The organism is Streptomyces sp. NBC_00568 (assembly GCF_026341855.1).
Taxonomy (GTDB): domain Bacteria; phylum Actinomycetota; class Actinomycetes; order Streptomycetales; family Streptomycetaceae; genus Streptomyces.
In genome coordinates this window covers 3009692-3028675 of the sequence record NZ_JAPENW010000001.1, presented here as the reverse complement: position 1 = coordinate 3028675, position 18984 = coordinate 3009692, and the positions used below count along the sequence as shown (strand labels likewise).

The window sequence follows — 18984 nt, the reverse complement described above, 5'->3', positions numbered from 1 at the left end:
TACCCGCCCCTCCGGGAGGGGCGGCCCATCGGGCCCGTGGTCTCCCTCCGGCCCCTTGGTCTCCGACTTCGTGTCGTTCCTCGCCATCGCGGTGGTTCCGGTCGCCTCCTTCGGCCGCCTTCTCCGGCCGCCTTCTCCGGCCGCCAGTTCCGGTCGGACCTCCGGCGGCCCGTTCCGGCGGTCGGGAGGATCGGGGTGGTTGGGGTCATTGAGGTCGTTGTGGCCGGTCAGGTGGCTGTAGAGGTGGGGAAGGCAGTGAGCCGCGGGAGAGTGTGGCCTACGCTGGTCGGGTGACGACCCCGGAAGCCGATCAGAGTCAGTCCGAGCCCACCACCGAGGGGGGCCGGGAACACTCCGGTGCCCCGGAGGGCGAGACGCCCCAAGCCTCCCTCGGCGACGACGGCGGCATCACGGACGCGGAGGGCGCGGGGGTCACCTCCGGCGCCGAAGATCTCGCCGCGGGCGAGGTCCACGCCGAGGCTCCGAGCGAGGCCGACGGCGAGGCTCGGGCCGCCGGGCAGAGTGAGGCCCGGTCCGAGGGGCAGGGCGAGCTCCAGGCCGAGGCCGCTCGGCCCGAGGAGCGGCTCGAGAGGGCCGTGCGGGCTGCCGAGCAGGCGTTGATCGAGTTCGAGATCGCCGTCGAGACGTTCCGGGTCGAGATCGAGAACTTCTCCCGGCTTCACCACCAGAAGCTCGGTCCGATGTACTCCCGTCTGGACGAGCTGGACGCCGAGATCGCCGAGGCACGTGCCGCGCGCTCCGGCGACGCGGAGGACATACGCAAGGCGCACGAGGCGCGGGGGCGGGTCATGCCCATGCCCGGCGTCGAGGAGCTGTTCCACGGCTGGATGGACTCGGAGGGCCTGTTCCCCGAGGCCGTGGCGATGCTCACGGACCAGCCCGTGCGGCCCCCGCAGCGGGTGCGCCCCAGCGAGGAGGCCCGCAAGCTCTTCCGCGAGCTGGTCCGCAAGGCCCACCCCGACCTGGCGCAGGACGAGGACGAGCGCAAGCGGCGCGACGAGTTCATCGTCCGCGTGAACGCCGCGTACGCCCGGGGCGACGAGCCGATGCTGCGGGAGCTGGCCGAGGAGTGGGCCGCCGGTCCCACGCCCGAGGAGTGGAAGCCGAGCCGCAGCGAGGAGCTCTACGCCCGCCTCGAGTGGCTCGCCCAGCGCAAGGAGATGCTCACGCTCGCCGCCCGCGAACTGGAGCAGAGCGCCATCGGGGCCATGCTCAATCTGGCTCCGGAAGACCCGGACCGTCTCCTGGAGGAGATCGCCGAACAGCTGCTGACGCAGGTCGGCGAGCGCGAGACCGAGCTGGCGGAGCTGAACGCTCAGGCTCCCTGAGCTTCACCGCCGGCGCGGTCGGGTAGCGTCGGAGGCATGAGTTTCGGAGCTGGTGTGCCCACGGTCGAGGTCGGCAATCTCGCGGTCGACGACTTCCTGCTGGACGTCCGGGAGGGCGACGAGTGGGAGGCAGGTCATGCCCAGGGGGCGCTGCACATCCCCATGAGTGAATTCGTCGCCCGCTACGGCGAGCTGACCGAGGCGGCCCCGCAGGACGGCCGGGTCAACGTCATCTGCCGCTCCGGTGGCCGCTCGGCCCAGGTCACGCAGTACTTGGTCCAGCAGGGCATCGACGCCGTGAACGTCGAAGGCGGCATGCACACGTGGGAGGCCATGGGCCGCCCCGTCGTGAACGACAAGGGCGAGCCCGGCTTCGTCCTGTAGCGGGCCGCGGCTCCGGTCCGGCCGCTGGAGCCCGTCACCTGTGGTCGATCGGGCTTCACCCCAGTACGTGCGCCGCCAGCAGATCGCCCAGAGCTTCCTCGTGTGCCGCCGCCGGGCCGAGTGACAGTTCCAGGTGCTTGGCCCAGGCGTGGTACCGGTGCAGCGCGTATTCGGTGTCGGCGCCGAACCCTCCGTGCAGATGCTGCGCGGTCTGCACGACCCGGCGCACCCCTTCGGACGCCCAGATCTTGGCGACGGCCACGTCACCGCAGGCCGGGAGCGCACCCCCGGCTCCCGTGCCGATCCGCCAGGCGGCCTGCCAGAGCGTCGCCTCCATCGCCCGCAGGTCTATGTAGCGGTCGGCGGCCTGCACGGCGACCGCCTGGAACGTGGCGACCGGGAACCCGAACTGCTCCCGCTTGCTCGTGTACTCGCTCGTCATCCGGAGCACCCCCTCCCCGAGCCCGAGCGCCAGCGCACACGTGCCGGTGGCCAGCAGTTCACGCAGCCACTCCCACGCCCCCTCCGCGTCGATGACATCGCGGGGGGCGATCCGCGCGGACTCCAGCCGCAGCTCACCGAGCCGCTCACCGGTCGTGGAGATCTGCTCGGCGAGTACGGCCCCTTCGTGGCCGCGGGGAACCAGGGCGAGGACGGTCCGGTGGGCGTCCGTGTGCGCCGGTACGACGACGAAGTCGGCGTTGTGGGCCCACGGGACCGCCGTCTGCACACCGTCGAGTACCCAGGCGGTCCCGTCCTGCCGCGCGGTCACGGCGAGTTCGGCGGGGTCGTGACCGGTCCTGCCGTTGGAGGCGACGGTCAGCACGAGCTCGCCCCGGCCGGCTCGCGCCGGCAGTTCCGACCTCAGCTCCTCGCCGCCGTATCGGCGCACGGCGGCCGTGGCCGCGCTGCTCTCCAGCAGCGGCACCCGCGCCAGCACCTTCGCCGACTCCCGCAGCACCAGGCACAGCGCGACCGCGTCGAGGCCGGCCCCGCCGGCCTCCTCGTCGAGCAGCAGGCTCAGCAGGTCCGCGTCGGCGAGCCTCGCCCACAGGGCCCGGTCGAAGTCCTCGGCGACTGCGCCCGCGGTGAGCGCGGGACTGGGCACCCCGTCCGGGGAGACCCCGGCGAACACCGCCTTCGCCGCCTCGACCGCCGCCTGCTGCTCCTCGGTGAAGGTGAAGTCCACGATCCCGTCCTCCCGCACACGCGCCGGACCACCGACCAGACAGGACGCCTGATCTGACGGTGCGTCAAGATAGAACAGGTTCTATGAGAAGGGAACGCCCAGTGGTCGGTCACCCGCGGGCGGGGCCGAGCTGTCGATCACCCGCGTGCTGCGGTGGGCTGTCGGCCGGACGTCAGCAGCGGTGAACTGCCAGTGACCCGCCCCACCGCCACCGGACCCAGCGGTCGAGAGCGGTCGAGAGCCTGCCCGTCCGGCCCAGCGGTCGAGAGCGGTCGAGAGTCTGTCCGTCCGGTCCAGCCGTCGAAGTCCTGCCCCTGGACCAAGCGGGTCGACGTTCTGCCCCCGGACCTAGCGGGTCGACGTTCTGCCCACCGGGCCCGGCGGTCGATGTCCTGACCGTCGGACCCGGTGGGTCGGAGTCCCGTTCGTCGGGCTCAGCGGTCGAAGTCCAGCTCCACCTTTTCCGTGGCCGGATGCGACTGGCAGGCCAGTACGTACCCGGCTTCCGTCTCCTCCGGCTCCAGAGCGAAGTTGCGGTCCATCCGCACCTCGCCCGAGACCAGGAAGGCCCGGCAGGTGCCGCACACGCCGCCCTTGCAGGCGTACGGCGCGTCCGGACGGTTGCGCAGCACCGCATCCAGCAGCGACTCGCCGTCCTGGACGGGCCAGGTGCCGCCCCGTCCGTCGAGCCGCGCGGTCACCGTGCTGTGCGCGGGGGCCGGAACGGCGGAGGCGATCGTGGTGGCCGCGTCCACGTGGAAGATCTCCTCGTGGATGCGCGTCCGGGACACCCCGAGCCCGCGCAGCGCCCGCTCGGCTCCCTGTACGAGCCCCATCGGCCCGCACAGGAACCATCCCGCGACCCGGTCCACGGGCAGGAGCGCCGGAAGCAGCCCGGAAAGCCGCTCCTGGTCGAGCCGCCCGGACGGCAGCCCGGCCTGCTGCTCCTCCCGAGAGAGGACGGTCACCAGCTGGAACCGTTGCGGATAACGGTCCTTGAGGTCGGCGACCTCCTCCAGGAACATCGTCGAGGCCGACGTACGGTCGCTGCGGATCAGGCAGAACCTCGCCTCCGGCTCCCGCGCCAGCAGCGTCGAGACGATCGAGAGCACCGGGGTGATCCCGCTGCCGCCCACCACCGCCGCGTACAGGCCGGCCGACGGCTCCAGCGTGAAGCGTCCCGCCGGAGTCATCACCTCCACCGCGTCCCCGACGGCGATCTCCTTGAGCGCGTAGGTCGAGAACGCGCCGCCGTCGACCAGGCGTACCCCGACCCGCAGCGTGCGTGGTTCCTCGCCGTCGGGCGCGGGTGCCAGGGAACAGATGGAGTACGTACGGCGTATCTCGGTGCCGTCGACCGTGCGGCGCAGTGCCAGATGCTGGCCGGCGGCGTGCCGGTAGTCCTCGCGCAGCTCCGCGGGCACCGCGAAGGTCAGGGCCACGGAGTCGTCGGTGATCCGGTCGACCGCGGCCACCGGGAGCGGGTGGAAGCGGGCCATCACAACTCCTTGAAGTGGTCGAACGGTTCGCGGCAGGACAGACAGCGGCGCAGCGCCTTGCACGCGGTGGACGAGAAGCGGCTGAGCAGCTCGGTGTCGGCCGATCCGCAGGACGGGCAGCGGACGGGCTCGAGTTCCGGTTCGGAGGCCGCCGTCCGGGTCGGTCCCAGGCCGAGCGGCACCGGGCCAGCGGGACGCCCGCCGCGTGGCGGCGCAATCCCGAACTCCCGCAGTTTGCGGCGGCCTTCGTCCGAGATGTCGTCCGTCGACCAGGCGGGACTGAGCACCGTACGCACCGACACCTCGCGCATGCCGTGCTCGTGGAGCACCCGCTCGATGTCCATGGACATGGCCTCGACGGCGGGGCAGCCGGTGTAGGTCGGGGTCAGCTCGACCTCGACGGAGTCCGCGCCGAGGACATGCACGGCGCGCAGCACGCCGAGCTCGTCCAGCGTGATGACGGGCAGCTCGGGGTCGAGCACGGAGCCGGCCAGTCTGCGCAGCTCCTCCTCGAGGGCGGTCGTCGTCACCATGACGCCCCCGGGTGACTGCGGTGCAGATGCTGCATCTCGGCGAGCATCCGGCCGAAGGACTCGGTGTGCAGCCCCTGGCGTCCGGCGCCCGCCGTCCACGCCCCGGACTGCGGCCCCTCGGGGACCGGCAGCGTGGCGCGGCGCAGGATGGCTCCCACGGACTCGAGCCAGGCGGCCCGCATCCCCTCCCAGTCGAGGTCGACGCCCTCGATCGGCTGGAACATCTCGCCCGTGAAGCGCCACAGGGCCTCGCACGCCCGGCTCATCCGCTCGTGGCTGACGTCCGTGCCGTCGCCCAGGCGCAGCGTCCACTGCTCGGCGTGGTCCTGGTGGTAGGCGACCTCTTTGACGGCCTTCGCGGCGAGGGGAGCGAACTCGCTCTCCCCGGCCGCCAGTTGCGTGTAGAGAAGTCGCTGGTAGGTGGAGAAGTACAGCTGGCGCGCGATCGTGTGCGCGAAGTCGCCGTTCGGCTGCTCGACGAGCTGGAGGTTGCGGAAGGCGCGCTCCTCGCGGAGATACGCCAGCTCGTCCTCGTCACCGGCCATGGACAGCAGCACCCGGGCCTGGCCGAGCAGGTCCAGAGCGATGTTGGCCAGGGCGACTTCCTCTTCGAGGACGGGCGCGTGGCCCGCCCACTCCCCCAGACGGTGCGAGAGCACCAGGGCGTCGTCGCCGAGGGCCAGGGCGGCCGCGGTGTTCACGGTGAGAGTCACAGGTGCTTCACCCCTTCCGGGATCTCGTAGAACGTCGGGTGGCGGTACGGCTTGTCCGCGGACGGGTCGAAGAACGAGTCCTTCTCGTCGGGCGAGGAGGCCGTGACGGCGGTGGAGGGGACGACCCAGATCGAGACGCCCTCGCCGCGGCGCGTGTACAGATCGCGCGCGTTGCGCAGCGCCAGCTCGGCGTCCGGCGCGTGCAGGCTGCCGGCGTGGGTGTGCGAGAGTCCGCGGCGCGAGCGCACGAAGACCTCCCACAGCGGCCAGTCGGTGTTCGTCATGCTCGGGTCGCTCCTGTCTCGCCGGTCGTGCTCGCGGAGCCGCCGGTCCCGCTCGTGTGCTTGTCGGCGTACGCCGCGGCCGCCTCCCGTACCCACGCGCCCTCTTCGTGGGCTCGCCGGCGCTGGGTGATCCGCTGGTCGTTGCACGGGCCGTTGCCCTTGAGGACCTCCCAGAACTCCGTCCAGTCGATGGCGCCGAAGTCGTGGTGTCCCCGCTCCTCGTTCCACACGAGATCGGGGTCGGGCAGGGTCAGGCCGAGGGACTCGGCCTGGGGCACGGCGATGTCGACGAACCGCTGGCGCAGCTCGTCGTTCGAATGGCGCTTGATCTTCCACGCCATCGACTGGGCGGAGTGCGAGGACTCGTCGTCGGGCGGGCCGAACATCATCAGGGAGGGCCACCACCAGCGGTCGACCGCGTCCTGCGCCATCGCGTGCTGCTCGGGGGTGCCCTGGCTCAGTGCCAGCAGCAGTTCGTACCCCTGGCGCTGGTGGAAGGACTCCTCCTTGCACACGCGGACCATCGCGCGCGCGTACGGGCCGTACGAGCAGCGGCACAGGGGGACCTGGTTGGTGATCGCGGCGCCGTCCACGAGCCAGCCGATGGCGCCGACGTCCGCCCAGGTCAGCGTCGGGTAGTTGAAGATCGACGAGTACTTCTGGCGGCCGGAGTGCAGCTTGTCCAGCAGCTCCTCGCGGCTGGTGCCGAGCGTCTCGGCCGCGCTGTACAGATACAGCCCGTGTCCGGCCTCGTCCTGGACCTTCGCCATCAGGATCGCCTTGCGGCGCAGCGAGGGCGCGCGCGTGATCCAGTTGGCCTCCGGCTGCATGCCGATGATCTCGGAGTGGGCGTGCTGCGCGATCTGGCGGACCAGGGTCGAGCGGTAGGCGCCGGGCATCCAGTCACGGGGCTCGATGCGTTCGTCGGCCGCCACTGCGGCGTCGAAGACGGCTTCGTATGCCGCTGTGCGTGCCGCTTCGTCGGCGGCTTCGTCCGCCTGTGTGCGGGCCGTGTGGTGCGCTGATGCTGTCGCCATGCGGTCCCCCTCGACCTCTCATTCCCGACCGACCGATCGTTCGGTCCGCTCGCATCAATGGTCGGTCGAGCGCCGTATGGTGTCAACCGCTGTGGATAACCTCGTGCGCTCTGGCGTGGCCGTTGTGACGCATGGGGCTGTGCCGGGCGGGCGGGTCTGAGTACGGTTCGCTTGCGAACGTCGTGGTGTGGTGCGACGTGGCGGTACGGTGCCCGCAACCCGGCGGCCGGCAGTCGGATTCGGGATCGTGAATCGGGGCGGGATGGACGCGAACGACGGAGGCTCGAAGCCGAAGCCTGGTCCGGTCGCGCCCGAGGGGACCGCTGCCGAGGAGGCCGCTCCCGGCGGGGCCACCGGCGGCACGTCGCTTCCCGGCAGGCAGCCGACCGACGATCCGATGACCGACGATCCGACGGCCGATGAGCTGGTGGCCGACGATCGGGCGGCCGATGAGCTGGTGACCGACGATCGGGCGGCCGATGAGCCGGTGACCGGCGATCCGGCGGCCGATGAGCCGGTGACCGAGTCGGTAGCTCCCCCGGAGTCCGAGGGGACCGAGTCCGAGGTGGTCGCTCCTGCGGAGTTCGGGGCGGCCGGGACCGGGGAGGCCGGGACCGAAGGGGTCTCTTGTCCGGAGGCCGAGGCGCCCGCGGGCCTGGCGGCGCTCTCGCTCCGCTATCAGATCGCCGCCGCCCTCGCCCTCGCCGTCGTGGCCGTCGTCTCCTGTGTGCATCTCGGCATGGTGTTCCTGCACGTCGCGCCCTCGAACACGGTGACCAAGCAGCACGGGCACGCGATCGACGAGTGGATCTACCCCGAGTTCGAGCAGAACTGGAAGCTCTTCGCCCCCAACCCGTTGCAGCTGGACATCACGGTCCAGGTGCGCGCCCTGGTCCGCGCCGAGGACGGGACCAGTCGCGAGACGGGCTGGTACGACCTGTCCGCGCTCGACGGCCTCGCCATCGACGGGAATCCCGTGCCGAGCCACACCCAGCAGAACGAACTGCGCCGCGCCTGGGACTTCTACATCGGTACGCACGACGGCGAGAACCGCCCCACGGGCCTGCGCGGCGACCTGTCCGAGCGCTATCTGCGCCGCATCGCCGTGCTGCGGCTGGACCGCGAGCACGCGGGCGGCCGGGGCGCCGTCGTCGAGCGCGTCCAGCTCCGCTCCCAGACCACCAACGTGCCGCCTCCCCGGTGGAGCGACGAGAAGGTGTCCGACCAGCCCGTCGTCCGTGAGCTGCCCTGGTGGGCCGTTCCCGAGAGCGATCGCGCGGACGGGCTGACGGAGGCGAGCGCCCCATGAACCGAATCGCTTCGACGGTCGCGCGGGGCATCGCCCGTGTCACGGAGTCCGCCCTCGGTCCGTACCAGAGCGCCGTGATCCGTATCGGCTTCGCCGCCACCTGGCTGCTGTTCCTGCTGCGCGAGTACCCGCACCGCCAGGAGATGTACGGGCCCGACGGACCATGGAGCTGGGACCTCGCCCAGCAGCTCGTCGCGAGCAACCATGCCTTCACGGCCCTGATGTGGTCGGACAGCCAGGTGTGGTTCGAGATCGTCTACGCGCTCGCCGTCGTCTCCGGCGCCCTGCTGCTGGTGGGCTGGCGGACCCGCGCGATGTCCGTGCTCTTCATGATCGGCGTGCTGTCCCTGCAGAACCGCAGCGTCTTCATCGGGGACGGCGGGGACAACGTCCTCCATCTGATGTCGATCTATCTGGTGTTCACCCGCTGCGGCCGGGTGTGGTCCCTCGACGCGCGGCGGGACCGCCTCGCCGGCGAGGCACGCGCGCGTGGCGAATGGACCGGGCCCGACCGGGCGGGCCCCGCCCTGTGGGGGGTGCTCGGGGTCCTGCTGGCCGCCGCGACGGGCGCGGGCCGGATCGAAGCCGGCTTCCTGGGCGGCTGGCTCACGGTCTTCTGGGGGCTGTGGGCGGTGCAGGCCCTGTGGTGGACCGTCGGCCGGGTCGCGCGCACCGCCCAGCCGCGCATCCTGCTGGACGTCGTCGCCAACCTCGTGCACAACGCCGCCCTGATGATCATCATGGCCGAGGCGTGCCTGATCTACGCGACCGCCGGCTGGTACAAGATCCAGGGCTCGCGCTGGCAGGACGGCACCGCCGTCTACTACCCGCTCCACCTGGATTCCTTCTCGCCCTGGCCGGCCCTGTCCGAGCTGCTGTCCGCGCACGGCACGATCGTGATGCTGGTGACGTACGGGACGGTCGCCGTACAGGTCGCCTTCCCCTTCACCCTGTTCAACCGGCGGGTCAAGAACGTCCTGCTGGCGGCCATGATCACCGAGCACGCCGTGATCGCCGTGGTCCTCGGGCTGCCGTTCTTCTCGCTCGCGATGATCGCCGCGGACGCCGTGTTCCTGCCGACGTCCTTCCTGCGGCGCCTCGGCGGAGGGGTGGCACGCGTGCGTGGCCGGCTGTTCTCCGGCGGCGGCCGTACGGTGCCGGGGCCCCGGGCTCCCGAGATGGGCGTTCCGGAGGAGCCCGAGCAGACGCACGTAGGCTTCCCGGCATGAACGACCCGGTACGCGCATGGCGTCAGCTCGCCGACGGCTCCGTCCTGCTCGACGGATTCCACGCCCTCAAGCACGCGGTGCGCTTCGGGGCGCGCGTCCCGGTCGCCGTCACCACCGACCGGCGGGCGGCCCTGGAACTGGCCGACGAACTGGCCCCCGACGTACGCGCCGTTCTCGACGAGCTGCTGACCGAGGTCCCGGAGGCGACGTACACGGCTCTCGTGCCGCGTCCGCACCCCACCTCGGTGGCCGCTCTCGCCGTAAGGCCCTCGCGCGCCGCCCACCTGGAGGCGCTGGCCCGCACACCCCGCACCGCGCCCGTCGTCGTGCTCGACAATCCGCGCAACCTGGGCAACGCCGGCGCCGTGATCCGGCTCGCTGCGGGCTTCGGCGCTACCGGGGTGGTCACGACGGGCACGCTCGACCCCTGGCACCCCACGGTCGTACGCGGTGGGGCCGGCCTGCACTTCGCGACCGCCGTGGAGCGTCTGACGGTGGACGAACTGCCGACGGGCCCGGTGTTCGCGCTCGACCCGGAGGGTGAGGACATCCGCGGGTCGAAGCTCCCCGACGACGCCCTGCTCGCCTTCGGCTCGGAACGCAGCGGACTGTCCGCCGAACTCCGGGCCCGGGCCGATCACCTGGTGTCACTGCCGATGCGCCCCCAGGTCTCCAGTTACAACCTCGCGACCAGTGTGGCCATGACGTTGTTCCACTGGAGCGCCGGTGGGGGCGCACCGGTGTAGACGCCCGACGGGCGTCAGGGCTCACGCCTCGCGGCGCACCTCGACCACCCGGAAGCGGTTCGCCACGAAGGCTCCGTCGCACAGCGCCGCGTTGGCGGCTCCGTTGCCGCCGGAGCCGTGGAAGTCCGAGAACGCGGCCGTCTGGTTGACGTAGACCCCGCCCGTGAGGTTCAGGGAGAGCTGCGCGCACTCCTCCAGGCAGGCTTCCTGGATGTCGCCCTCGACCGCCTCGTCGGTGGTGTACGCGCCGACGGTCATCGCGCCCTTGTCCCTGATCGTGCGCCGCAGCAGCTCCACGGCGTCCTCCGCCGAGTCGACCGCGACGGCGAAGGAGACCGGCCCGAAGCACTCGCTCATGTAGGCGGCCTCTTCGGCGTTCTCGGCGTTCTCCCAGTACTTGCGGGCGCCGTCGAGCTTCACGATCACCGGGGAGCGCACGACGGCGCCCGGGAACTCGGGGTTGTCGATCTGCCGTGAGGGCAGGGCGACTTCGCCGAGTCCGGCGGCCGCCTCCAGGCGGGCCTTCACGTCCGGGTTCACGATGGCGCCGAGCAGTCCGTTCGCGCGGGCGTCGTCTCCGAGGAGTCCGCCGACCGACTTCGCGAGATCGGCGACCACCTCGTCGTAGGACTTGTGGCCCTCGTCCGTGCCGATGCCGTCGCGGGGGATCAGCAGGTTCTGCGGGGTGGTGCACATCTGGCCGCTGTAGAGCGACAGGGAGAACGCCAGGTTGGACAGCATCCCCTTGTAGTCGCCGGTCGACTCCACGATCACCGTGTTGACGCCGGCCTTCTCCGTGTAGACCTGCGCCTGGCGGGCGTTGGTCTCCAGCCAGTCGCCGAAGGCCGTGGAGCCGGTGTAGTCGATGATCCGGATCTCGGGGCGGGTGGCCAGCGTCTTGGCGATGCCCTCGCCGGGACGCTCGGCGGCCAGTGCCACGAGGTTCGGGTCGAAGCCGGCCTCGGTGAGCACCTCGCGCGCGACCTGCACGGTGAGCGCGAGCGGCAGCACCGCGCGCGGGTGGGGCTTCACCAGGACCGCGTTGCCGGTGGCGAGGGAGGCGAACAGGCCCGGATAGCCGTTCCACGTCGGGAAGGTGTTGCAGCCGATCATCAGCGCGATGCCGCGCGGGACGGGCGTGAACTGCTTGGTGAGCGCGAGCGGGTCGCGCTTGCCCTGGGGCTTGGTCCACTCCGCGGTGTCGGGGGTGCGGACCTGCTCCACGTACGCGTACGCCACCGCCTCCAGGCCGCGGTCCTGCGCGTGCGGGCCGCCCGCCTGGAACGCCATCATGAAGGCCTGGCCGCTGGTGTGCATGACCGCGTGCGCGAACTCGTGGGTGCGGTCGCTGATCCGCTTGAGGATCTCCAGACAGACCACGGCGCGGACCTCCGCGCCCGCGTCGCGCCAGGCGCGCATCCCCGCGCGCATGGCGGGCAGCAGGGCGTCGATGTCCGCGTGCGGGTACGTGACGCCCAGCTCGATGCCGTACGGCGACACCTCGCCGCCGACCCAGTCGTCCGTGCCGGGCTGGCCCAGGTCGAGGCGGGTGCCCAGGAGGGCGTCGAAGGCGGCCTTGCCCTCGGCCATGCCCAGGCTGCCGTGCTCGCCGTACGCCTTGGGATGTTCGGGGTGCGGGGACCAGTACGCGCGTGTGCGGATCGCTTCCAGCGCCTGATCGAGGGTGGGCCGGTGCTGGGCGATCAGCTGGTGGGCGGTGAGTTCGGCGGCCATCAAGGACCAACTCCTCGTCTCAAGAGCTCTTCGTCGGGCTCGCGAGCTGGGCAGGAAGGGACAGTCAGAGTTAGAGTAACCGAACGATCGGTCGGGACAAGGGGAGCCGCCGCATCTGTGGAAATCGGCGTGCGGGAGGATCGCGCACATGACAGCACTCGACCTCAGCAGCCCCGTGGCAGTCGTCGGTACCGGCACCATGGGCCAGGGCATCGCCCAGGTCGCGCTGGTGGCCGGCCACCCCGTGCGGCTCTATGACGCGGCGCCCGGGCGTGCCGACGCGGCGGCCGAGGCGATCGGCGCCCGTCTCGACCGGCTCGTCGCGAAGGACCGGCTCACCGGCGCCGACCGGGACGCCGCACGCGCCCGGCTCCACCCGGCCGCGAGCCTCACCGACCTCGCCGACTGCGTCCTCGTCGTCGAGGCGGTGCTCGAACAACTCGACGCTAAACAGCAGCTGTTCAGCGCCCTCGAGGACATCGTCGGGGACGACTGCCTGCTCGCCACCAACACCTCCTCGCTGTCCGTCACTGCCATCGGCGGCGCTCTGCGCAACCCGGGGCGTCTCGTCGGACTGCACTTCTTCAACCCGGCGCCGCTGCTGCCCCTCGTGGAGGTCGTCTCCGGGTTCGCGACCGACGTCACGTCGGCCACGCGCGCGTACGAGACGGCCCGCGCCTGGGGCAAGACTCCCGTCGCCTGCGCGGACACCCCCGGTTTCATCGTCAACCGCATCGCGCGGCCCTTCTACGCCGAGGCCTTCGCGGTCCACGACTCCCAGGCCGCCGACCCCGCCACCATCGACGCGGTCCTGCGCGAGTCCGGCGGCTTCCGGATGGGCGCCTTCGAGCTCACCGACCTGATCGGCCAGGACGTCAACGAATCCGTCACGCACTCCGTGTGGCAGGCCTTCTTCCAGGACGTGCGCTTCACGCCCTCGCTCGCCCAGCGCCGGCTCGTCGAGTCGGGCCGGCTCGGCCGCAAGACGGGACACGGCTGGTACGACCACGGGGACGATGCCGAGCGGGCCGAGCCGCACACCGCGGAGAAGGCGCAGGCACCGGCGTACGTGGTCGTGGAGGGCGACCTGGGCCCCGCCGCCGAGCTCCTCGACCTGATCCGCGAGGCGGGCATCCAGGTCCGCGAGGACGAGGAGGACCACGGCACCCGCCTGGTCCTGCCCAGCGGCGGCCAGCTGGTCCTCGCCGACGGCCAGACCTCGGTCGAGTTCCGCGACGTCGTCTACTTCGACCTCGCGCTCGACTACCGCAAGGCCACCCGGATCGCCCTGTCGGCGTCCCAGGACACCGCTCCCGAGACGCTCTCCGAGGCCATCGGCCTCTTCCAGGCGCTCGGCAAGGACGTCAGCGTCATCGGCGACTGCCCCGGCATGATCGTCGCCCGCACGGTGGCCCGGATCGTCGATCTCGCGTACGACGCCGTCGCCAAGGGCGTGGCCACCGAGGAGGACATCGACACCGCGATGCGCCTCGGCGTCAACTACCCCCTGGGCCCCTTCGAGTGGAGCCGCAGGCTCGGCACGAACTGGTCGTACGACGTCCTGGACGAACTGCACGTACGCGACCCCTCCGGGCGCTACGCGCCGTCGCTGGCGCTCTACCGCCACGCCTACGCCGACCAGAAGCGGGAGGGCACTTCGTGACCACCGCCAAGCGGGACACGTACACCCCCGAGACACTGCTCTCGGTCGCCGTCCAGGTCTTCAACGAACGCGGGTACGACGGCACCTCCATGGAGCACCTCTCCAAGGCGGCCGGCATCTCCAAGTCGTCGATCTACCACCACGTGGCGGGCAAGGAGGAGCTGCTGCGGCGCGCGGTGAGCCGGGCGCTGGACGGCCTCTTCGGGATCCTCGACGAGGAGCACGCGTGCGTGGGGCGTGCCGTGGAGCGCCTGGAGTACGTCGTACGGCGCATGGTCGAGGTGCTCACCTCCGAGCTGCCCTACGTGACGCTGCTGCTGCGGGTCCGCGGCAACACGGGCACCGAGCGGTGGGCGCTGGAGCGGCGCCGCGACTTCGACCACCGGGTCGCCGAGCTCCTGAAGGCCGCGGCCGCCGACGGGGACGTACGCGGCGATGTGGAGGTCCGGCTCGCCACCCGGCTGGTCTTCGGGATGATCAACTCGCTCGTCGAGTGGTACCGGCCCGACGCGCGCGGCATGGGCGCGCGGGAAGTGGCCGACGCCGTGGTGGTGCTGGTCTTCGGAGGGCTCCGGCAGGAGTCGTGAGGGTGGCAGGAGCCCGGCAGGTCAAGGCTCCGGCGGAGTCGTGAAGGTGCCGGGAGCCTGAGCTTCGGGCACCGGCGGATTCGTGAGGGTGCCGGGAGCCCGAGCCCAGCAGGTCCGGGCCCCGGCGGGTCCGGGCTCTGGCAGGTCCGGGCTCCGGCGGGTCCGGGCTTCGGTAGGTCCAGGCTTCGGCAGGTCCGGGCTCCGGCAGGTCCAGGCTCCGGCGGGTCCGGGCTTCGGTAGGTCCAGGCTTCGGCAGGTCCGGGCTCCGGCAGGAGTCGTGCCGCCCCGCGCAAGTCCGGCGGCCTCAGCCCTCCGGCTCCAGGTCCTCTTCCTCGAAGACCAGCAGCGTCCGGCTGCTGAGCACCTCAGGGATGGACTGGAGGCGGGTGAGTACCAGCTCGCGCAGCGCCCGGTTGTCCGGCGTGTGCACCAGGAGAAGTACGTCGAAGTCGCCGCCCACCAGAGCGATGTGCGAGGCCCCGGGGAGCACCCTCAGCTGCTCCCGCACCGTGCGCCAGGAGTTCTGCACGATCTTGAGGGTGATGTACGCCGACGTGCCCTGACCGGCGCGCTCGTGGTCGACGCGGGCCCCGAAGCCGCGGATCACGCCGTCCTCGATGAGGCGGTTGATCCGCGCGTACGCGTTGGCCCGTGAGACATGGACCCGTTCGGCCACGGAGCGGATGGACGCGCGGCCGTCCGCCTGGAGCATATGCAGGATGTCCTGGTCGATCGCGTCGAGCGGACGGGCGGGCGGCGCGACGGGGCCGGCCTCCGGCGGCTCGGCCATTTGTTCAGGTGCCATGTCCCCCCGCCTCCCTACCATGGACGTACTGCGTCCATCTCAGGCTCTGCAGAACCGTTTGTCCACAGCCTGGCGGTGCCTGTAGCCAAAATGTGCCGACGACCGAACAATCGGTAGGTGGGACACGTCACACCCGTGCCGCGTCCGAAGCCGCTCCCACGAGGAGGTGCCGTCATGACGGTCATGGAGCAGCGAGGGGCCTACCGGCCCACGCCGCCGCCCGCCTGGCAGCCCCGCACCGACCCTGCGCCGCTGCTGCCCGACGCGCTGCCCCACCGCGTCCTCGGCACCGAGGCGGCCGCGCAGGTCGACCCGGCCCTGCTGCGCCGTCTGCACGCGGAGCTGGTGCGAGGCCGCCGCTACAACGTTCAGGCCACCGCCCTCACCAAGCAGGGCCGTCTCGCCGTGTACCCGTCCAGCACCGGACAGGAGGCCTGTGAGGTCGCCGCGGCGCTCGTGCTGGAGGAGCGCGACTGGCTGTTCCCCAGCTACCGCGACACCCTCGCCGCCGTCGCCCGCGGCCTGGACCCCGTCCAGGCCCTCACTCTTCTGCGCGGCGACTGGCACACCGGCTACGACCCGCACGAGCACCGCATCGCACCCCTGTGCACCCCCCTCGCGACCCAGCTCCCGCACGCCGTGGGTCTCGCGCACGCCGCCCGCCTCAAGGGCGACGACGTGGTCGCGCTCGCCCTGGTCGGCGACGGTGGCACCAGCGAGGGCGACTTCCACGAAGCGCTGAACTTCGCCGCCGTGTGGCAGGCGCCCGTCGTCTTCCTCGTGCAGAACAACGGATTCGCCATCTCCGTCCCGCTCGCCAAGCAGACCGCCGCCCCGTCGCTGGCCCACAAGGCCGTCGGTTACGGGATGCCGGGCCGCCTGGTCGACGGCAACGACGCGGCGGCCGTGCACCAGGTCCTGAGCGAGGCCATCGCCCACGCGCGCGCGGGCGGCGGTCCCACCCTCGTCGAGGCCGTGACGTACCGCATCGACGCCCACACCAACGCCGACGACGCCACCCGCTACCGCGGTGACTCCGAGGTCGAGACCTGGCGCGCGCACGACCCCATCGTGCTTGTGGAGCGCGAGCTGACCGAGCGCGGTCTGCTCGACGAGGCCACCCTGCAGGCGGTGCGCGACGACGCCGAGACGATGGCCGCGGACCTGCGCGAGCGCATGAACATGGACCCGGTGCTCGACCCCATGGATCTGTTCGCCCATGTGTATGCCCAACCCACTACTCAACTGCTTGAGCAGGAGAGCCAGCTGAGAGCGGAGCTGGACGCCGAGGCGGACGGCTCGCACGGAGCGGGCCCGCACGGCCCGGAAGGAGCCGGGCGATGACGACCGTTGCCCTCAAACCGGCCACCATGGCGCAGGCGCTCGGTCGCGCCCTGCGCGACGCCATGGCCGCCGACCCGGCCGTCCATGTCATGGGCGAGGACGTCGGCACCCTCGGCGGCGTCTTCCGGGTCACCGACGGGCTCGCCAAGGAGTTCGGCGAGGACCGCTGCACGGACACCCCGCTCGCCGAGGCGGGCATTCTCGGCGCGGCGGTCGGCATGGCCATGTACGGCCTGCGGCCGGTCGTGGAGATGCAGTTCGACGCGTTCGCCTACCCGGCGTTCGAGCAGTTGATCTCGCACGTGGCGAAGATGCGCAACCGCACGCGGGGCGCCATGCCGCTGCCCATCACGATCCGCGTCCCCTACGGCGGCGGCATCGGCGGCGTCGAGCACCACAGCGACTCCTCCGAGGCCTACTACATGGCGACCCCGGGTCTCCATGTCGTCATGCCCGCGACCGTCTCCGACGCCTACGGACTGCTGCGCGAGGCCATCGCCTCGGACGACCCGGTCGTCTTCCTGGAACCCAAGCGGCTGTACTGGTCGAAGGATTCCTGGAACCCGGACGAGCCGCCGGCCGTTGAGCCGATAGGCCGCGCGGTGGTGCGGCGCCCGGGCCGGAGCGCCACGCTCATCACGTACGGGCCGTCCGTACCCGTCTGCCTCGAAGCCGCCGAGGCGGCGCGGGCCGAGGGCTGGGACCTCGAAGTCGTCGATCTGCGCTCGCTGGTGCCGTTCGACGACGAGACGGTCTCGGCGTCGGTGCGACGGACCGGACGAGCGGTCGTCGTGCACGAGTCGGGCGGGTTCGGCGGCCCGGGCGGGGAGATCGCGGCCCGCGTCATGGAGCGCTGCTTCCATCACCTGGAGGCGCCGGTGCTGCGCGTCGCGGGATTCGACATCCCGTACCCGCCGCCGATGCTGGAGCGGCACCACCTGCCCGGTGTCGACCGGATCCTGGACGCCGTGGGGCGTCTGCAGTGGGAGGCGGACAGCTGATGGCACAGGTTCTGGAGTTCAAGCTCCCCGACCTCGGGGAGGGACTCACCGAGGCGGAGATCGTCCGCTGGCTGGTGGAGGTCGGCGATGTCGTCGCCGTCGACCAGCTCGTCGTCGAGGTCGAGACGGCCAAGGCGATGGTGGAGGTCCCCTGTCCCTACGGCGGCGTGGTCACCGCCCGCTTCGGCGAGGAGGGCACCGAACTGCCCGTGGGGGCACCGCTGCTGACCGTCGCCGTGGGCGCGCCGGACACCGGCGATGACGCCACGGACGACAAGGACGACGAGGGCTCCGGGAACGTGCTGGTGGGTTACGGCACGGCAGCGCCCCCGGCGCGGCGCCGGAGGGTACGGCCCTCCGGCGGCACCGTGGCCGGTGGCCGACGGGCGGCCGGTGCACCGGCGGGGGCTGCGTCCCCGGCGGGGGTCGCGTCGCCCGCGGGCACGAGCACTCTGGCCGGCCGGCGCGAACAGAGCCGCCCCGAGCCCGTCGCCGCCGCGCCGTCGGACACCGCGGGCCCGGCGGAGGCCGCCCGGAACGGCGTCGCCGCCACGCGGGGTGACGGTCCCGTGCCGGTCATCTCGCCCCTGGTGCGCCGGCTCGCCCGGCAGAACGGCGTGGATCTGCGGGAGGTGGAGGGCTCCGGCCCCGAGGGACTCATCCTGCGGGCCGACGTCGAGTACGCGCTGCGCGCGGCGGCGACCGGTCGGCTGCGATCGTCCTCCGCCGTGGAGCCGCACCACACCCCGGCGGCCGGGCCCGGCTCCGACGCCGCCTTCGCGGAGAGCGCGCCCGCTTCGGTGTCCTCGTACGCGGACATCACCTCGGTCGTGCCCGGTGCGGCCGATGTCTCCCGGGGCGCCACCCCGCAGGGTGTCCGTGTCCCCCTTCGGGGTGTCCGCGGTGCCGTCGCCGACAAGCTCTCGCGCAGCCGGCGCGAGATCCCCGACGCGACCTGCTGGGTGGACGCCGACGCGACGGAACTCATGCAGGCCCGCAGGGCGATGAACGCGGCCGGTGGCCCGAAGATCTCCCTGCTCGCCCTGCTGGCCCGGATCTGCACCGCCGCCCTGGCCCGCTTCCCCGAGCTCAACTCGACGGTCGACATGGACGCCCGCGAGATCGTCCGGCTCGACCAGGTGCACCTGGGCTTTGCGGCCCAGACCGAACGGGGGCTCGTCGTCCCCGTCGTGCGGGACGCGCACACGCGGGACGCCGAGGGGCTGAGCGCGGAGTTCGGCCGGCTGACCGAGGCGGCCCGGACCGGGAAGCTGACGCCCGCGGACCTCACGGGCGGCACCTTCACGCTGAACAACTACGGCGTGTTCGGCGTCGACGGCTCCACACCGATCATCAACCACCCCGAGGCGGCGATGCTCGGCGTCGGCCGCATCATCCCCAAGCCCTGGGTGCACCAGGGCGAGTTGGCGGTGCGTCAGGTCGTCCAGCTCTCGCTCACCTTCGACCACCGGGTGTGCGACGGCGGCACGGCGGGCGGTTTCCTGCGCTATGTGGCGGACTGCGTGGAACAGCCGGCGGTGCTGCTGCGCACCCTGTAGCTCCCGGCGGTCCGATCAC

Annotated in this window: 18 protein-coding genes; 10 read left to right on the top strand and 8 right to left on the bottom strand. The window is 71.9% G+C overall.

Going from position 1 to position 18984, the window contains the following annotated elements:
• Window positions 1-290: 290 nt before the first annotated feature.
• Window positions 291-1349: a hypothetical protein gene (locus OOK38_RS13130; RefSeq protein ID WP_266760652.1), complete on the top strand. Its 1059-nt coding sequence runs from the start codon at window positions 291-293 to the stop codon at window positions 1347-1349.
• Between the two features lie 54 nt (window positions 1350-1403).
• Window positions 1404-1733 carry a rhodanese-like domain-containing protein gene (locus tag OOK38_RS13125; protein WP_266765772.1) on the top strand — a complete coding sequence of 110 codons (330 nt, stop codon included), beginning with the start codon at window positions 1404-1406 and terminating at the stop codon, window positions 1731-1733.
• A gap of 55 nt (window positions 1734-1788) precedes the next feature.
• Here the strand turns inward: OOK38_RS13125 and OOK38_RS13120 are convergent, their stop codons facing one another.
• From OOK38_RS13120 to paaA, 6 genes are all read right to left on the bottom strand, one after another.
• Window positions 1789-2922 (bottom strand): acyl-CoA dehydrogenase family protein, encoded by a 1134-nt coding sequence (locus tag OOK38_RS13120; RefSeq protein ID WP_266848429.1) that lies wholly within the window; start codon window positions 2920-2922, stop codon window positions 1789-1791.
• Between the two features lie 434 nt (window positions 2923-3356).
• Window positions 3357-4421 carry a 1,2-phenylacetyl-CoA epoxidase subunit PaaE gene (gene paaE, locus OOK38_RS13115; protein ID WP_266848427.1) on the bottom strand — a complete coding sequence of 355 codons (1065 nt, stop codon included), beginning with the start codon at window positions 4419-4421 and terminating at the stop codon, window positions 3357-3359.
• Window positions 4421-4954 (bottom strand): 1,2-phenylacetyl-CoA epoxidase subunit PaaD, encoded by a 534-nt coding sequence (gene paaD, locus OOK38_RS13110; RefSeq protein ID WP_266848425.1) that lies wholly within the window; start codon window positions 4952-4954, stop codon window positions 4421-4423. Before paaD ends, paaE begins: the two co-directional genes overlap by 1 nt.
• Window positions 4948-5667 (bottom strand): 1,2-phenylacetyl-CoA epoxidase subunit PaaC, encoded by a 720-nt coding sequence (gene paaC / locus OOK38_RS13105; RefSeq protein ID WP_266760659.1) that lies wholly within the window; start codon window positions 5665-5667, stop codon window positions 4948-4950. Before paaC ends, paaD begins: the two co-directional genes overlap by 7 nt.
• Window positions 5664-5951 carry a 1,2-phenylacetyl-CoA epoxidase subunit PaaB gene (gene paaB, locus OOK38_RS13100; protein ID WP_266760661.1) on the bottom strand — a complete coding sequence of 96 codons (288 nt, stop codon included), beginning with the start codon at window positions 5949-5951 and terminating at the stop codon, window positions 5664-5666. Before paaB ends, paaC begins: the two co-directional genes overlap by 4 nt.
• Window positions 5948-6988, bottom strand: a complete 1041-nt coding sequence (paaA, locus tag OOK38_RS13095; protein ID WP_266848423.1) for a 1,2-phenylacetyl-CoA epoxidase subunit PaaA — start codon at window positions 6986-6988, stop codon at window positions 5948-5950. Before paaA ends, paaB begins: the two co-directional genes overlap by 4 nt.
• A gap of 262 nt (window positions 6989-7250) precedes the next feature.
• Between paaA and OOK38_RS13090 the strand changes: the two genes are divergently transcribed.
• The 3 genes from OOK38_RS13090 to OOK38_RS13080 are packed head-to-tail and all read left to right on the top strand — an operon-like array spanning window position 7251 to window position 10272.
• On the top strand, window positions 7251-8297 hold the full coding sequence (locus tag OOK38_RS13090; RefSeq protein WP_266848421.1) for a DUF5819 family protein: 1047 nt from the start codon (window positions 7251-7253) through the stop codon (window positions 8295-8297).
• Window positions 8294-9526, top strand: a complete 1233-nt coding sequence (locus OOK38_RS13085) for an HTTM domain-containing protein (protein WP_266848420.1) — start codon at window positions 8294-8296, stop codon at window positions 9524-9526. The genes OOK38_RS13090 and OOK38_RS13085 overlap by 4 nt, the downstream gene beginning before the upstream one ends.
• Window positions 9523-10272, top strand: a complete 750-nt coding sequence (locus tag OOK38_RS13080) for an RNA methyltransferase (RefSeq protein ID WP_266848418.1) — start codon at window positions 9523-9525, stop codon at window positions 10270-10272. Before OOK38_RS13085 ends, OOK38_RS13080 begins: the two co-directional genes overlap by 4 nt.
• A 21-nt stretch (window positions 10273-10293) precedes the next feature.
• On the opposite strand, the gene paaN is transcribed toward OOK38_RS13080, so the two are convergent.
• Window positions 10294-12006, bottom strand: a complete 1713-nt coding sequence (gene paaN / locus OOK38_RS13075; RefSeq protein WP_266848417.1) for a phenylacetic acid degradation protein PaaN — start codon at window positions 12004-12006, stop codon at window positions 10294-10296.
• A 148-nt stretch (window positions 12007-12154) separates the two neighbouring features.
• Between paaN and OOK38_RS13070 the strand changes: the two genes are divergently transcribed.
• Complete coding sequence (locus tag OOK38_RS13070) at window positions 12155-13669, top strand: 3-hydroxyacyl-CoA dehydrogenase (protein WP_266760673.1); 1515 nt, start codon at window positions 12155-12157, stop codon at window positions 13667-13669.
• On the top strand, window positions 13666-14256 hold the full coding sequence (locus tag OOK38_RS13065) for a TetR/AcrR family transcriptional regulator (protein ID WP_266760675.1): 591 nt from the start codon (window positions 13666-13668) through the stop codon (window positions 14254-14256). The genes OOK38_RS13070 and OOK38_RS13065 overlap by 4 nt, the downstream gene beginning before the upstream one ends.
• A 304-nt stretch (window positions 14257-14560) precedes the next feature.
• On the opposite strand, the gene OOK38_RS13060 is transcribed toward OOK38_RS13065, so the two are convergent.
• A complete protein-coding gene (locus OOK38_RS13060; RefSeq protein WP_266765773.1) occupies window positions 14561-15046 on the bottom strand; it encodes an Lrp/AsnC family transcriptional regulator in 486 nt (161 codons plus the stop codon).
• A gap of 189 nt (window positions 15047-15235) precedes the next feature.
• Between OOK38_RS13060 and pdhA the strand changes: the two genes are divergently transcribed.
• The 3 genes from pdhA to OOK38_RS13045 are packed head-to-tail and all read left to right on the top strand — an operon-like array spanning window position 15236 to window position 18965.
• On the top strand, window positions 15236-16405 hold the full coding sequence (gene pdhA, locus OOK38_RS13055) for a pyruvate dehydrogenase (acetyl-transferring) E1 component subunit alpha (RefSeq protein WP_266760677.1): 1170 nt from the start codon (window positions 15236-15238) through the stop codon (window positions 16403-16405).
• A complete protein-coding gene (locus OOK38_RS13050; RefSeq protein ID WP_266760679.1) occupies window positions 16402-17406 on the top strand; it encodes an alpha-ketoacid dehydrogenase subunit beta in 1005 nt (334 codons plus the stop codon). Before pdhA ends, OOK38_RS13050 begins: the two co-directional genes overlap by 4 nt.
• On the top strand, window positions 17406-18965 hold the full coding sequence (locus OOK38_RS13045) for a dihydrolipoamide acetyltransferase family protein (protein WP_266848415.1): 1560 nt from the start codon (window positions 17406-17408) through the stop codon (window positions 18963-18965). The genes OOK38_RS13050 and OOK38_RS13045 overlap by 1 nt, the downstream gene beginning before the upstream one ends.
• Window positions 18966-18984 lie beyond the last annotated feature (19 nt).